The organism is Actinokineospora cianjurensis (assembly GCF_003663795.1).
Classification (GTDB): domain Bacteria; phylum Actinomycetota; class Actinomycetes; order Mycobacteriales; family Pseudonocardiaceae; genus Actinokineospora; species Actinokineospora terrae.
Genome location: NZ_RCDD01000001.1, coordinates 1,257,911 through 1,271,473, shown reverse-complemented (window position 1 = coordinate 1,271,473; position 13,563 = coordinate 1,257,911). Strand labels below are relative to the sequence as shown.

10 protein-coding genes are annotated in these 13,563 nt (G+C 71.0%); 4 read left to right on the top strand and 6 right to left on the bottom strand.

The window, feature by feature from the left end:
* Window positions 1-8 precede the first annotated feature (8 nt).
* From CLV68_RS06055 to CLV68_RS06040, 4 genes are all read left to right on the top strand, one after another.
* Window positions 9-641: a Crp/Fnr family transcriptional regulator gene (locus tag CLV68_RS06055; RefSeq protein ID WP_170224115.1), complete on the top strand. Its 633-nt coding sequence runs from the start codon at window positions 9-11 to the stop codon at window positions 639-641.
* A 67-nt stretch (window positions 642-708) separates the two neighbouring features.
* On the top strand, window positions 709-1,596 hold the full coding sequence (locus CLV68_RS06050) for a nucleotidyl cyclase domain-containing protein (RefSeq protein ID WP_121389531.1): 888 nt from the start codon (window positions 709-711) through the stop codon (window positions 1,594-1,596).
* Window positions 1,593-3,482 carry a hypothetical protein gene (locus CLV68_RS06045; protein WP_121389530.1) on the top strand — a complete coding sequence of 630 codons (1,890 nt, stop codon included), beginning with the start codon at window positions 1,593-1,595 and terminating at the stop codon, window positions 3,480-3,482. The genes CLV68_RS06050 and CLV68_RS06045 overlap by 4 nt, the downstream gene beginning before the upstream one ends.
* On the top strand, window positions 3,479-4,561 hold the full coding sequence (locus tag CLV68_RS06040) for a hypothetical protein (RefSeq protein WP_121389529.1): 1,083 nt from the start codon (window positions 3,479-3,481) through the stop codon (window positions 4,559-4,561). Before CLV68_RS06045 ends, CLV68_RS06040 begins: the two co-directional genes overlap by 4 nt.
* A gap of 2 nt (window positions 4,562-4,563) precedes the next feature.
* On the opposite strand, the gene CLV68_RS06035 is transcribed toward CLV68_RS06040, so the two are convergent.
* From CLV68_RS06035 to nuoL, 6 genes are all read right to left on the bottom strand, one after another.
* Window positions 4,564-4,953: a sunset domain-containing protein gene (locus tag CLV68_RS06035; RefSeq protein WP_147459888.1), complete on the bottom strand. Its 390-nt coding sequence runs from the start codon at window positions 4,951-4,953 to the stop codon at window positions 4,564-4,566.
* A 141-nt stretch (window positions 4,954-5,094) separates the two neighbouring features.
* On the bottom strand, window positions 5,095-7,134 hold the full coding sequence (locus tag CLV68_RS34935; protein ID WP_246009684.1) for a sunset domain-containing protein: 2,040 nt from the start codon (window positions 7,132-7,134) through the stop codon (window positions 5,095-5,097).
* 146 nt (window positions 7,135-7,280) lie between these two features.
* A complete protein-coding gene (locus CLV68_RS06025) occupies window positions 7,281-8,288 on the bottom strand; it encodes a polyprenyl synthetase family protein (RefSeq protein ID WP_246009683.1) in 1,008 nt (335 codons plus the stop codon).
* 136 nt (window positions 8,289-8,424) lie between these two features.
* Complete coding sequence (gene nuoN, locus CLV68_RS06020; protein ID WP_121390995.1) at window positions 8,425-10,005, bottom strand: NADH-quinone oxidoreductase subunit NuoN; 1,581 nt, start codon at window positions 10,003-10,005, stop codon at window positions 8,425-8,427.
* Window positions 10,005-11,609 carry an NADH-quinone oxidoreductase subunit M gene (locus tag CLV68_RS06015; protein WP_121389526.1) on the bottom strand — a complete coding sequence of 535 codons (1,605 nt, stop codon included), beginning with the start codon at window positions 11,607-11,609 and terminating at the stop codon, window positions 10,005-10,007. Before CLV68_RS06015 ends, nuoN begins: the two co-directional genes overlap by 1 nt.
* Window positions 11,606-13,561 (bottom strand): NADH-quinone oxidoreductase subunit L, encoded by a 1,956-nt coding sequence (gene nuoL, locus CLV68_RS06010; RefSeq protein WP_425454820.1) that lies wholly within the window; start codon window positions 13,559-13,561, stop codon window positions 11,606-11,608. The genes CLV68_RS06015 and nuoL overlap by 4 nt, the downstream gene beginning before the upstream one ends.
* Window positions 13,562-13,563 lie beyond the last annotated feature (2 nt).

Below are 13,563 nucleotides of genomic sequence, written 5' to 3'. Positions count from 1 at the left end.
TCCGCGGCATGGTGGGGGAATCGAAGTGGGCACGACTGCTGGAGCTCGGCGTCCCGCGCGTGCACGGCCCCCGGGTCCCGCTGCTGCGGCAGGGCGATCCGGGGACGACGGTGCTGGTGCTGCTGTCCGGTCGGGTGAAGGTGTTCGGCACAGAGCCGGACGGCGGTCGACTGCTGCTGGCGCTGCGCGGGGCTGGTGACCTGCTGGGGGAGATCGCGGCGCGGTCGGCCTCCCGGCGCACGGCGACCGTGGAGACGATCGACCGGTGCACCGTCAGCGTGGTGCCAGCCGAGCGGTTCAACACCTTCCTCGAGGAGCACAACGGGCAGGCGGCACTGGCGGACTACTCGCTGTCGAAGCTGTCGCAGACCGTCCCCTACCAGGTCGAACTGGTGCACTTCAGCCCCGAGCGCAAGATCGCCCGACTCCTGCTCGAGGTGGTGGCGCTCGCCGACGAGGCCGTCACCGACCGGTACCGGGTCCCGTTCTCCCAGCAGGAACTGGCCAACTCGCTCGGGGTGGTCCGCAGCACCATCTCCCAGCACCTGTCGCGGCTCAAGGACAGCGGCGCGCTGCGGCAGGACCACGGGCACCTCGTCGTCGCCGATCCCGGCCTGCTGCGGACGTTCGCCGGGCTGTGACCCAGCTCGCAGTCGACTTGTCCGATGGCGGACAGTTCGGCGCCCCGCGTCTGGCCAAGCTCGTCGGGTGACCGACGACAACTCCGACCACCCCGAGCGCAGGGCTACCCGGCTGCCGCCGTACCGGGCGCTGCTGGTGGTCGACATCCGGGACTTCAGCGGCCTGCTCGGCCGCCACCACGCCGAGGTGACCGACCGGGTGCCCTCGGTGCTCAAGGCAGCGTTCGAGCGGTGCGGGCTCACCGACGTGTGGGAGGGCAGGCGGTTCGGGTTCAGCACCGGTGACGGCTACGCAGCCGGGTTCCCCGCCGAGGTGCTCCCACTGCTGCTCACCCCGTTCCTGCGGGCGCTGCACGAGGAGTTGGAGTTCTGGGACCGGGTCGCCGCCGACGCGGCGCCCCTGCGGATGCGGGTCAGCGTGCACGTCGGCCCGGTCACCGACTCCGGCCGTGAGCTGCTCAGCGAGGGCAGTGGCGTGGCGCGGGTCGAGGCGCACCGGCTGCTCGACTCCGCACCGGTCAGGGACCTGCTCACCCGCTCCGGACCGAGCACCCGGGTCGCGGCGATCGTGTCCGGGCGCGCCTTCACCGACGCCGTCCTGACCGGCTACAGCGGCGAACCGCCGGAGCTCTACGTCCAGGCCCCGGTCGCGGTCAAGTCCTACGGCGACCTCGCCTACCTGCGGGTTCCAGTGCCGACGGGCGACCTGCTGCGCCACGGGTTCCTACCGCCAGTGACCCAGGCAGAGCAACCACCCGAGGTCGTCGACCACGCCGCGGGCTCTACCGGGAACACCGCCCACCACGTGCGCGGCGACGTGGTCCAGGCAGGCCGTGACGTCAACCAGGCGACCAACAACTTCAGCTTCCGGGAACCGGCGAACGTCAACACCGGTTCCGGCAACCAGTTCAACGGCGACAACGCCCAGTACCACGACAACCGCGGTACCCGATGACCTCCACCGGCTTCAAGTTCGACGACACGGCCAACGTCAACACTGGTTCTGGCAACCAGACCAACGTCACCAACAACCACTACCACGCGCGGCAGCGGGTCAGGCGCAGCCTGCGGTTCATCGCGGCCGAGGAGATCCGCAGGCGAGCCGAGCGGTTCGTCGCCCCCGCGGGTTTCCCGTTCGCGGCGTTCACCCGGTCGTCGACGGTAGTGCTATCCGGCACCAGCGAGTCTGGCGCGCGCACTACGGCGCTGATGTTGTTGACAGCGCGCGGTAACAGCCATCTCGACGAACTCCGCGTGCTGGACGACCGCAGCGACGACGAAGACCCGGCACTCGACACCACCCAGCTGAAAGCGGGTGAACGGCTGCTGCTCGACCTGTGCGCGACCGACGACGACCGGGTGCGGGCCATGCAGCCGGACCTGGAGGCGTACCAGGCGGAGGTCACGCGCAAACAGGCGCGGCTGGTCCTGCTCGTGCGGCCGGACCAGGTCTCCCTGCTCGCCGACGCACTCGCCGCGCTCCGGGTCGACGTCGACCGCCCGGACGGCGCGGAGGTCCTGCGCGCGCACCTGGTCCCGGAGGGCATCCGCCTTCCGGACCCGCCGCCGCCGGTGGCCAGGCTGGCGGACTGCCTGCGGTCCGACCCGGTGGGGCGCATCGCCGATCTGGCGAGGGTGGTGGTCAAGGCCAGGGACACCGGCCAGGGCAAGACCATCGACACCTGGCTCGCGGCGGCGATGGCGGCGCGGTTCGAGCGGGCTGTCCAGGCGCAGAAGCTGTTCTCCGGCGATCAGCAGGCCGCTCGCCGGGCCCTGCTCGTCGCCGCCGCGTTCCTGCCCGGCGCCCCGGTCGAGGCGCTGGCCACCGCGGAGCAGGCGCTGCACCGCGAGATCGAGATCCCCGCGGCCGACGAGCACGTCCTCGACGGCACCCACCTGGCCGAGCGGATGGCGACCGCGCACCTGCGCGCCGACGGCTGCCGCACCGTGGAGTTCACCGACTTCGCGCTGGACTCGGCCCTGCGCACGCACTTCTGGACCTACTTCCCCGGTCTGCGCGCGGAGGTTGCCGAGTGGGTCGGCACGGTCGCCGTGTCCGAGGACATGCCCTACGAGGCCGCCGCCGACCTGGTGGACCGGTACGCGGAACTCCAACTCACCACCGGCGCGCCGGAACCGCTGCTGGCACTGGCCCGCACCTGGTCGGACCACCGGCGCGGGGTCGCGCTGGCAGCCCAGGCCGTCGCGATCGGACTGCGCGACAACCGGTCCTCCACGGCGGCCAGGCGATACGTCTACCACCGAGCGACGGACCACTCCCTGCCGACCTCGTTCGCCAGGGTGCTCGTCGACGCGTGCGTGGAGGACATCGCACCGACCAGGCCGTTCCAGGCCCTCGTGCGGCTGCACCACTTCACCCGGCACCGGGACACCAAGGTGGTGAGCGCGGCACTCGACGCCCTCGTCGGGCTGGTGCGCAAGCACGGCCTGCACCGGTGGCTGCTCGACCGGCTGCTCGACCAGCGGATGGACTCAGCCAACCGCGCCATCCTGCTCGCACTCGACCTGCCCCGGCACATGGCCACCGAGACCCGCACGCGCGACAACCAGGTCCAGCTGTGGGAGGCGCTGCTGCGCGACACCACCCGCGTCGTCCCACCGGATGACCTGTGGCGGTGGATCGGGACCGATCCGGCGCTGGTGGTGCGGGCGTGTGCGGGCAGGTCCGTACTGCTCAACGAACTCTTCGTGCTCGCCAGGGCGCAGGTCCGGCAAGCACAGGAAGCCCAGGCACGGCAGGCGGCCATCGCCCGTGCCGAGAAGTTGCTGCCGCTCATCGACGCGGCCCTGGACACCAGCGAACGGAGCGGACGGGCATGACCAGGGACACGAGGGTGGTCCTCACCGGCGGGGCAGCGCTGGCGCTGGCACTCACCGCGGGCACTCTGCTCGAGTGGGCGGACTGGGTCAACGTCGTGCTCGCGGTGGTCCTGATCGTCGGCACCGGGGTGCTGGCGACGCGAGGTCCGGCTCGCCGGGAGAGCAGGCCGGTCCCACCACCGCGGCAGCAGCCCGAGCCGGAGCCGGTGCCCGCGCCGCAACCCCCGCCGCCCGCGAGCCGCGAGGTGACCTCGGTGCGCTTGCCGAGCTCGGAGGGGGACATCCCGTTCACCCTCAGCTGCACCGTGCAGTGGTACCAACAGGCACACGGGCACCCGGATCCGGGAGTGCTCGCCGTGCAGGCCGTACTGCACCGCGCTCACCAGGCCGCCCGGTCCCACCACCCGGAGGACACCGGCGCGGTCCACGCCATCGCCGCCACCCTCAGCCACCCCGCGACGGACAGCACGAACACCGTGCGCGCCTGGGCCGCGGAGGTCCGGGTCTACGTCAACGACGAACACCGCGCCTACCTGCGCGACATGGCCGCGCTGCGCAGGCAGCAGCACCTGGCCAAGCTGGAGATCGCCAACGAGCGGTTCGTGCGCGAGTACCTGAACGACGAGGTGCTCACCAGCGCCGGGAGCACGGTGGTGTGGTGGCTGGCCAGGGACAAGTCCAAGGTCAAGGAGACCGTCGACCTGATCGGCTCGCTCGCCAGGCTCTCGGCGGCGGCCAGGGACACCGAGGTGGACGAGGCGTTCCGCGCCCTGGTGCCAGAACACCTCCGCCCCGCGGCCCATGCGGACCACGAAACACCTGGGGACAAAGGATTCTCGGGGCCCGGTCTGTCCGTCGTGGACAGTTCCGCGGTGGTGACCGGCCCCGGCGGGGTGCTGGACCTGCTGCCGGATCCGGCGGACGAGCGCCATGCGCTGTTCGGCCGCGATCTGGTCGACCTCCTGGTCCGGCACGACCACCCGGACCTGGCCGCCAGGGCCCGCGACCACTACGGCGTCGACGATTGGTCCTCGGCTGACCCAACCCCTGGCGATGCCGACCAGCACCAGGCGAGCTAGGGCTACCGGTCGCTGGTGGTGGTCCAGGGGACGAAGCCTGCGCGTTCGGCGTCGGCTACGGTGCGGAACCAGACGGTGGCTGTGGTGGTGGGGTAGGCGGGGGATTCTGTGGTGTGGAAGACGCCGTGGGTGCCTTTGACGGTGTAGTCCGTGGAGGGGGCCATGCCGTCGGGGCCCGCAGGGGCGGCTGGGGCGGTGAAGGCGTCGTCGAGGGTGCCGGAGACGTGGGTGAACTCGTCGTCGGGGGTGGTGGGGGATTGCAGGGGGATGCGGACCTTGGGGGTCGGGATGACCCACGGGGGACGCGGTGGGGGTGTGCGGGTGAGGTAGCGCCAGGTGAGGGCCACGCCCAGCAGGAAGGACAGCACGCACCACAGAACCGGTCGCCTCACCGGATGCCTCCTCGCGCGCCGTCGTGCCCAACCGGGGTTCGCCGTTGTGCTACAGCCAGACACCCCTTGTATCACTCTGGGTGGACAGCTGCCACCTAGGCGCGGCCGGACGGTGCCCGGACCGGACACCTTCGGGTGACGTCAGCCGAGGGGGCGGAAGCCGACCCGCTCGGCGTCGGCGACCGAGCGGAACCACACCTCGGCCACCGTGCGGTCGAACTTGGCCGAGTCGGGGGCGCAGTAGCGCAGGGCCGTCACGCTGGCCTTGATCGTGTACTCGCTCGACGGGGACCGGCCGCCGGGCAGCGGCATCGCCGAGCCGGGGCCGAACGGGCCGGGCGGGACGAACGGGTCGACGCCGGACGGGGTCTGCTGCAGGGTCCTGGCGCCGCGCAGGCGGTTCGGCGGCGGGGGCGCGGGCTTGGCCGCCTCGGCGTCGCCAGCGGGCAGGACCGGCTCGAACAGGGACCGCTCGCGGTCGGGCGTGGTCTGCTTCGCGGCGACCGGCTCGGCGACCACCGGCGCCGGGACAGACACGGTCGGCGTGGTGGAGGTCTGCACACCGAAGGGGAACCGGTTCTGCGGCTTCGACGGGATCCGCTTGGGCAACAAACTCGAGTTCCTCTCCGGCAGCGCTTCCGCGTAGGCGGGCGTCGGCTGAATCGGCTGCTGGAACCCGGGCTGGTCGGTCACCGCCGGTGCGGGTTCCTGCTCGACGAACCCGACCGGCTCCACCGCGGCGTGCGCGGGCTGCCGCTCGACCTCGACCACCGGCTCCGGCTCGACGTGCTCCGGTTCCACCCGCGCGACCGGCACGACGAACTGCGTCGCGTCGACGGTGTTGATCGCGGGGTCGTCAGCGCGGCGTTCGGCGGCGCGGGTCTCCTCGTCGTGGTCGTACTCGGTGGGACCGTCGTTGTCGTGGTGCGCGTCGCTGTCGTGGTGCGCGTCGGCGTCGGCGAGGTCGCCGCGGGCCGCGTGGTCGCCGTAGCGGGCGACCGCCCCGGGGTCGAGGTAGCCGGTGCGGTCGAGGTCCGGCTCGTCGTCGAGGTCGTCGACCAGCGCGTCGTCGGTCAGCGAGGTCCCGTTGACCGGGGCGTGGTCGGCATCCGCCTTGCCCTCGGCGTCGATCCGGCGGATCAGCTCGGCCGGGATCGGCGTGGTGTGCTGGGTGAAGATCGTGCCGGTGTCGTCGTCGCGGTCGTCTTCGGCGGCGGGCAGCGCGTGCTCGTCGGCGGTCTCGCCAACAACCCGGTCGGCCCGGTCAGCCCGGTCGTCGTCGGCGTAGTACTCGGCCTCGGCCTCGGTGTCCGCGGTCTCGTCGAGGTCGTCCACGAGCCGGTCGGGCCGGTCGCGGTCGAACCAGTCGCGGTCGTCGTCCTGCTCGGCGGCCGCCCGGAAGCCCTCGCGGTAGTCGGCCTCGACACCCTCGCGGTACTCGCCTGCGCCGTCCGCGCGGTACTCCCCCGCGGCACCTTCGCGATACTCGCCCGCACCTTCGCGGTACTCAGCGGTGCCCTCGCGGTACTCGGCAGCGCCCTCGCGGTACTCGCCCGCGGTGCCCTCGCGGTACTCGGCGGTGGCGTCCTCGCGCGGATCGGCACCCGAGTCGTCGCGGTACTCGGCGGCTTCCTCGCGGTAGTCGGTGCCGGACTCCGTGGCGGGCGGGATGTACTGCGTCAACTCGGCGGCGGTGTGCTCCGGCTCGCGGTCCCAGTCCCGCTCGGCGGGGTCCCGGTCCCGTTCGGCGTCCTCGCGGTCGTCGACGCCCTCGTGCCGGTCCGCGCTCTCGACCCGGTCGTGCTCGTCGTCGCGACCCGCGTCGTGCTGGTGGTCGTAGTCGGTGTGCCCGTCGACCGCGGGGGCGGGCATCGAGCGCAGGCCGTTCTCGTCCTCGTCCGACAGCGTCAGCAGCCCGCGGCGGATGGAGTCCTCACCGGTGCGCCGCGGCTGGACGAAGCCGAGGTCGTCGCGGGTGTCGGTGAGACCGGGCACGATCGCCGAGGTGTAGCCGCTGTCCTCGGCGGCCAGCCGCGCCTCGCGCTTGCGGACCGCGGTGAGCCTGCCCTCGAGCTCGGTGACGCGCTTGCGGGCGGGGAGGGCGATCAGCAGCCAGCAGAGCACCGCTCCGACCAGGAAACCGGCGAGGCTCCAGACCCACACCTGCCCGAAGAACGGCATCGCCGATGTCTCCCTCCCGGTCGCGTCCCGGTCGACGCGGCATACGGTTGCTCAAGCCTAGGGGAGGTTACTGCGACGCGTCGGACCATCGGCGGCATGCCGCGCAATTAGCCGCTACGTCACAGTTCGGTACGCGCCAGGGTGCCTCATCGGGTTCGGGCGACTACATAACGTGTCAGTAGCTCGAGTGCGTCGCGCGCGGCGCACCCCGGCAGAGCAGCCAACTCCGCGTACGCGCGGTCCGCGTACGAGTCCAGCGTCCGGCGGGCGCGGTCTAGACCACCCGATCGGCGCAGCAGCTCCAGCGCCTCGTCGACCTCCGCGTCGTCGGTGATCGGCGCGGCCAGCAGCTGGTGCAGCCGGGCGTCGCCGCCGTCGGCGAGCGCGTAGAGCATCGGCAGCGTCCGCACGCCCTCGCGCAGGTCGGTGCCCGGCGTCTTGCCGGACTCGTCGGCCGGGGAGGCGATGTCGATGACGTCGTCGGAGATCTGGAACGCGGCGCCGATGATCTCGCCGAAGCGGCACAGCGCGTGCACCTCGGCCGGGGAGGCGCCGGAGAACATGGCGCCGTAGCGGCCGGAGGTGGCGATCAGCGAGCCGGTCTTCTGCGCGATCACCGACAGGTAGTGCTCGATCGGGTCGCTGTCGCCGGGGCCGACGGTCTCGCGCATCTGCCCGGTGACCAGCTCGCGCATCGTCTCGGCGATCACCCTGGTGGCGTCGGCGCCGAGGTCGGCGACCAGCATCGAGGCGTGCGCGAACAGGAAGTCGCCGGTGAGGATGGCCACCGAGTTGTTCCACCTGGCGTTCGCGCTCGCGTCGCCGCGGCGCATGGTGGCCTCGTCCATCACGTCGTCGTGGTAGAGCGTCGCCAGGTGCACCAGCTCGACCGCGGCGGCCGCGGTGATGACGTGCTCGGTGCTCCCCTGGTTGAACTGGGCCGACAGCAGCGTGAACAGCGGGCGGAAGCGCTTGCCCCCGGCCTTCACCAGGTGCAGCGCGGCCTCGTCGACGAACTCGAAGTCGCTGTGCACGACCTGGCGCAGCAGCGACTCGACCTTGGCCAGCCCGGCGGTGACGGTGCCGACGAGTGCCGGGTCGGCGTCGTCGAGCCCCAGGAACGCGGGGATGCCGGAGTTCTCGGTGGTGGTCACGGCGGCGGCACTCCTGATCAGCTGTGGCTGTGGAGTGCCGAGCCTACTTGGCATCCCGTCGTGACCAGGCCCGGATGTCTCGAAGGCCACCCCCCGGGTGGGAGGTGGCCTTCGTGACAGGACAACCGATCTCGGGTTACCGGATGGCGAACACACCGCTCGACGCCCAGTCCAGGGCGAAGGCCGGGGCGATGCCCAGCAGCAGCGTGACGATGACGCCGAGGGTGATCGCGGCGGTGGTGAACGCCCCCGGCACGGTGACCGTGGGACCGTCCGCGGCGGGCTCGCTGAAGTACATCAGCACGATCACCCGCAGGTAGAAGAACGCGGCCACCGCGGAGGCGACCAGCGCCACCACGACCAGCGGGCCCATGCCGTCGGCGAGCGCGGCCTCGAACACCACGAACTTGCCGACGAACCCGCTGGTGAGCGGGATGCCCGCGAGCGCGAGCAGCAGGAAGGTGAACACCGCGGCCAGCAGCGGCGACCGCTTCGCCAACCCGGCCCACTGCGACAGGTGCGTCGCCTCGCCGGAGGAGTCGCGCACCAGGCTGATCACGCCGAAGGTGGCGATCGTGGTGAAGCCGTAGGTGAGCAGGTAGAACAGCGTGCTGGACAGGCCCTTCTCGGTGACCGCGATGGAGCCGATGAGCAGGAAGCCCGCGTGCGCCACCGAGGAGTAGGCGATCATCCGCTTGACGTCGGTCTGGGTCAGGCCGAGCACGGCGCCGATGACCATCGACACGATCGCCACGCCCCAGAGCACCCCGCGCCACTCCCACTGGGTCGACTCCAGCGCGACCTGCAGCACGCGCAGGATCCCGCCGAACGCGGCGACCTTGGTGCAGGCGGCCATGAACGCGGTGACCGGGGTCGGCGCGCCCTGGTAGACGTCCGGGGTCCAGGTGTGGAACGGACCGACGGCCGCCTTGAACAGCAGGCCGACCACCAGCAGGCCCATGCCCGCGAACAGCAGCGTGTCGGAGCGGTCACTGCCCGCTGCGGCCTCGGAGATGTCGGCCAGGCGGACCGAACCGGCGTAGCCGTAGAGCAGCGCGACGCCGTAGAGGAAGAACGCCGAGGCGAACGCGCCGAGCAGGAAGTACTTGACCGCGGCCTCCTGCGAGAGCAGGCGGCGACGGCGGGCCAGGCCGCACATCAGGTACAGCGGCAGCGACAGCACTTCCAGCGCGACGAACATCGTCAGCAGGTCGTTGGCCGCGCAGAAGACCATCATGCCGCCGAGCGCGAACAGCGTCAGCGGGAAGACCTCGGTCTGCATGCCGGTCGAGGCGACCTGCGCGCGGTCCTGCACGGTGCCGGGGCGGATCGCCGCGGTGGCCACGAACGCGCCGCCCGGCTCGACCGAGCGGTCGGCGATCAGCAGCACCGCGCCGAGGGAGAGCGCGAGCAGCGTCCCCCACAGGAACAGCGCGGGCCGGTCGACCGCCAGCGTGCCGAACATCGCGGTCTCCCCGGCCGCCGGGGCGCCGGAGACGTAGGTGACGAGCTTGACGCCCGCGGCCACGATGGTCAGCAGGGTCAGCACGACCTGGCCCGGCCAGCGCAGGTGCTTGGGCAGCAGGGCCTCGAACAGCACGCTCAGGCACGCCGCGCCGAGCACGATGAGGATCGGCCAGATCGCCGTCAGCGGGGGCGCCTCGGCCCTGGTGGGGGCGGGCGCCTGCTCCTGGGCGAGCAGGAGCACGGAGGACATCACCGACACTGCAACTGCCTCTCTCCAGACTGGACCGGGTCGGCCAGGGCCGCCTGGCACATCGTGGCGTCCACGGCCGGGGTCACGACGTCGAGCACGGGCTTCGGGAAGAACCCGAGCCCGACGATCAGCACGACCAGCGGGGCGAGGACCAGCTTCTCCCGACCGCTCAGGTCGGCGATCGCCTTCTTCGCGCCGACCGCGGGGTCGACCATGGTGCCCGGCCCGCCCGCGGCGCCGACCAGGGCGTCACCGCGCACCGGGCCCTGCATGATCCGCTGGTAGAGCCACAGCACGTAGAGCGCGGCGAGGACCATGCCGACCGTGGCGATGATCGTGTAGACCGGTGCGTTGGGGAAGGAGCCGATGAGCACCAGGAACTCGCTGACGAACGAGTTGGTGCCCGGCAGCGACATCGAGCTCAGGCCCGCGATCAGCAGCATGGCCGCCAGCACCGGGGTCAGCTTGGCCATGCCGCCGTAGTCGGCGACCCTGGTCGAGCCGCCTCGGGCGATCACCATGCCGACCACCAGGATCAGCATCCCGGTGGCGATGCTGTGGTTGACCATGTAGGTGACCGAGCCGACCATCGCCTGCGAGCTGAAGGCGAAGATGCCGAGCGCGATGAAGCCGAAGTGCGCGATGGAGACGTAGGCGAGGAACCGCTTGATGTCGCGCTGCCCGGTCGCCAGCATCGACCCGTAGATCACGCCGACGACGGCGAGTACGAGCACCAGTGGCGCGAGTTCCTTGCTGGCCAAGGGGAACATCGGCAGCAGGTAGCGCAGGAAGCCGAAGGTGCCGACCTTGTCCAGGATGCCGACCAGCAGGACGGCCACCCCGATCGGCGCCTCGGCGGTCGCGTCCGGCAGCCAGGTGTGCAGCGGGACCAGCGGCGCCTTGATCGCGAACGCCGCGAAGAAGCCGAGGAACAGCCAGACCTGGGTCTCCAGCGGCGCGGTGCTGACCACCTTGACCAGTTCGGCCCACTCGAAGGTGCCGGTGCCGTTCTGCTCGACGGCGAGCACGTAGCAGCCGATCACCGAGGCCAGCATGATCAGGCCGCCGAGGAACGAGTACAGGAAGAACTTCACCGCCGCGTACTGCCTGCGCGCCCCGCCGTAGGAGCCGATCAGGAAGTACATCGGGATCAGCATGATCTCGAACAGCACGTAGAACAGGAACACGTCGGTCGCGGCGAACACGCCGACGGTCAGCGCCTGCTCCAGCAGGATCAGCGCGAAGAAGCCGCCCTTGGTGCGGCCCTCCGGCAGCTTGTCCACCCAGCCCGCGCCGATCACCAGCGGCACCAGCAGGCCGATGACCGCGATCATCACCAGGGCGATGCCGTCCACGGCGAACGAGACGTGCACGCCGAAGGCGGGGATCCAGTCGAACGAGAACGCCTGCTGGAGCCGAGCGCCGCCCGGTTCGAACTGGACCCAGGCCACGACGGCGAGGACGAACTCCGCGAGGGAGAAGGCCAGCGCGGCCGACTTGGCGGTCTTGTCGTTGCCGCGCAACGCGACCACGACGGCGGCGCCGACCACCGGCAGCAGCAGCAACGCCGCCAGCAGCCAGGACCCGGTCGAGGAGGTGCTCATGCGAACCTCACCATCAGCAGTGCGGCGATCACCAGGATCGACCCTCCGAGCATGGACAGCGCGTACGAGCGGACGAAGCCGGTCTGCAGCCTGCGCAGTCGACCCGAGCTACCGCCCAGACCTGCCGCGATGCCGTTGACCAGTCCGTCGACGCCGCGGTTGTCGACGAACACCAGGAACCTGGTGAGCCAGACACCGGGGCGGGCGAACAGCGCCTCGTTGAGGTGGTTGCCGTAGAGGTCGGCGCGCGCGGCGCGGACCGGGAAGGACACCCGCTGCGGCCGGGTGACCGGCTGCTCGCGGCGACCGAACAGGGCGAAGGCGATTCCCGCGCCGATGGCCGAGATGGCCACGGTCAGGATCGCGATCACGGTGTGCGAGAGCGGACCGTGCTCCTCGACCAGCTCGCCGAGCGTGGGGGACAGCCACTCGGGCAGCATGCCGGACAGGACGGCGCCCGCGCCGACCGAGCCGACCGCCAGGACGATCATCGGCAGCGTCATGGTCCAGCCGGACTCGTGCGGGTGGTAGGCCCGACCGTCCTCGCTCTTGAGGTTCTCCCAGCGCGGCTTGCCCAGGAACACCAGGATCAGCAGGCGGGTCATGTAGAACGCGGTCAGGCCCGCGCCCAGCAGCGCGATGCCGCCGAAGATCCAGCCGCGGCTGCCGCCCTCGCTGAACGCCGCGGCGATGATGGCGTCCTTGGAGAAGTAGCCGGACAGGAACGGGAACCCGATCAGCGCCAGGTAGCCCAGCGTCCAGGTGATGAAGGTGATCGGCATCTTCCTGGCGAGCCCGCCGAGGCGGCGGATGTCGCCCTCGTCGTTCATGCCGTGCATGACCGAGCCTGCACCGAGGAACAGCCCGGCCTTGAAGAAGCCGTGCGTGAGCAGGTGCAGGATGCCGAAGGCGTACCCGGCCGGGCCGAGGCCGACGGCCAGGACCATGTAGCCGATCTGGCTGACCGTCGAGTAGGCCAACACCTTCTTGAAGTCGTCGTAGGCGCAGCCGATGACGCACCCGATCAGCAGCGTCACCGCGCCGACGATCATCACGACCAGTCGGGCGTCCTCCGCCTGCGGCAACGAGTACAGCGGGTTGGAGCGGGCGATCAGGTAGACGCCCGCGGTCACCATCGTCGCGGCGTGGATCAGCGCGGAGACCGGTGTCGGGCCCGCCATCGCGTCCGGGAGCCACGCCTGCAACGGGAACTGGCCCGACTTACCGCAGGCGCCGAGCAGCAGCAGGATGCCGATGGCCACGATCACGCCGGTCGACTGCTCGCCGATCTTGTCGAACACCACCGAGTACTGGGTGCTGCCGATGTTCTTGAACATCAGGAAGATCGCCAGCGCCAGGCCGACGTCGCCGACCCGGTTCATCAGGAACGCCTTCTTCGCCGCCGTGGCCGCGAAGTCCTTGCCCTGGTACCAGCCGATCAGCAGGTAGGAGGCGAGGCCGACGCCCTCCCAGCCGAAGTAGAGGGTCACGAAGCCGTTGCCGAGCACCAGCAGCAGCATGGCCGAGATGAACAGGTTCAGGTAGGCGAAGAACCGCCGCCGGTCCCGGTCGTCGGACATGTAGCCGATCGAGTAGATGTGGATCAGCGACCCGACCCCGGTGATCAGCAGCACGAAGGTCAGCGACAGCGGGTCGATGCGCAGTCCGAACTCGACGTTCAGGCTGTGGATCGAGATCCAGTCGAACAGGTGCGCTTCGCGCGTGCGGTCGTCGGCCGCCAACGACGTGGTGTCGAAGAACAGCAGCAGGCCGTAGACGAACGCGGCGATGACCGTGGCGCTGCCGAGCAGGTGGCCCCACTTGTCGGCGCGGCGGCCCGCGATGAGCAGCACGGCCGCGCCGAGTGCGGGCAGCGCGAGCAGCAGCCACGCGAGGTTGGCGATCCCGGTGGCCTGCTGCACCTCAGCCGCCAGGTTGATGGTTCCCGTCACCG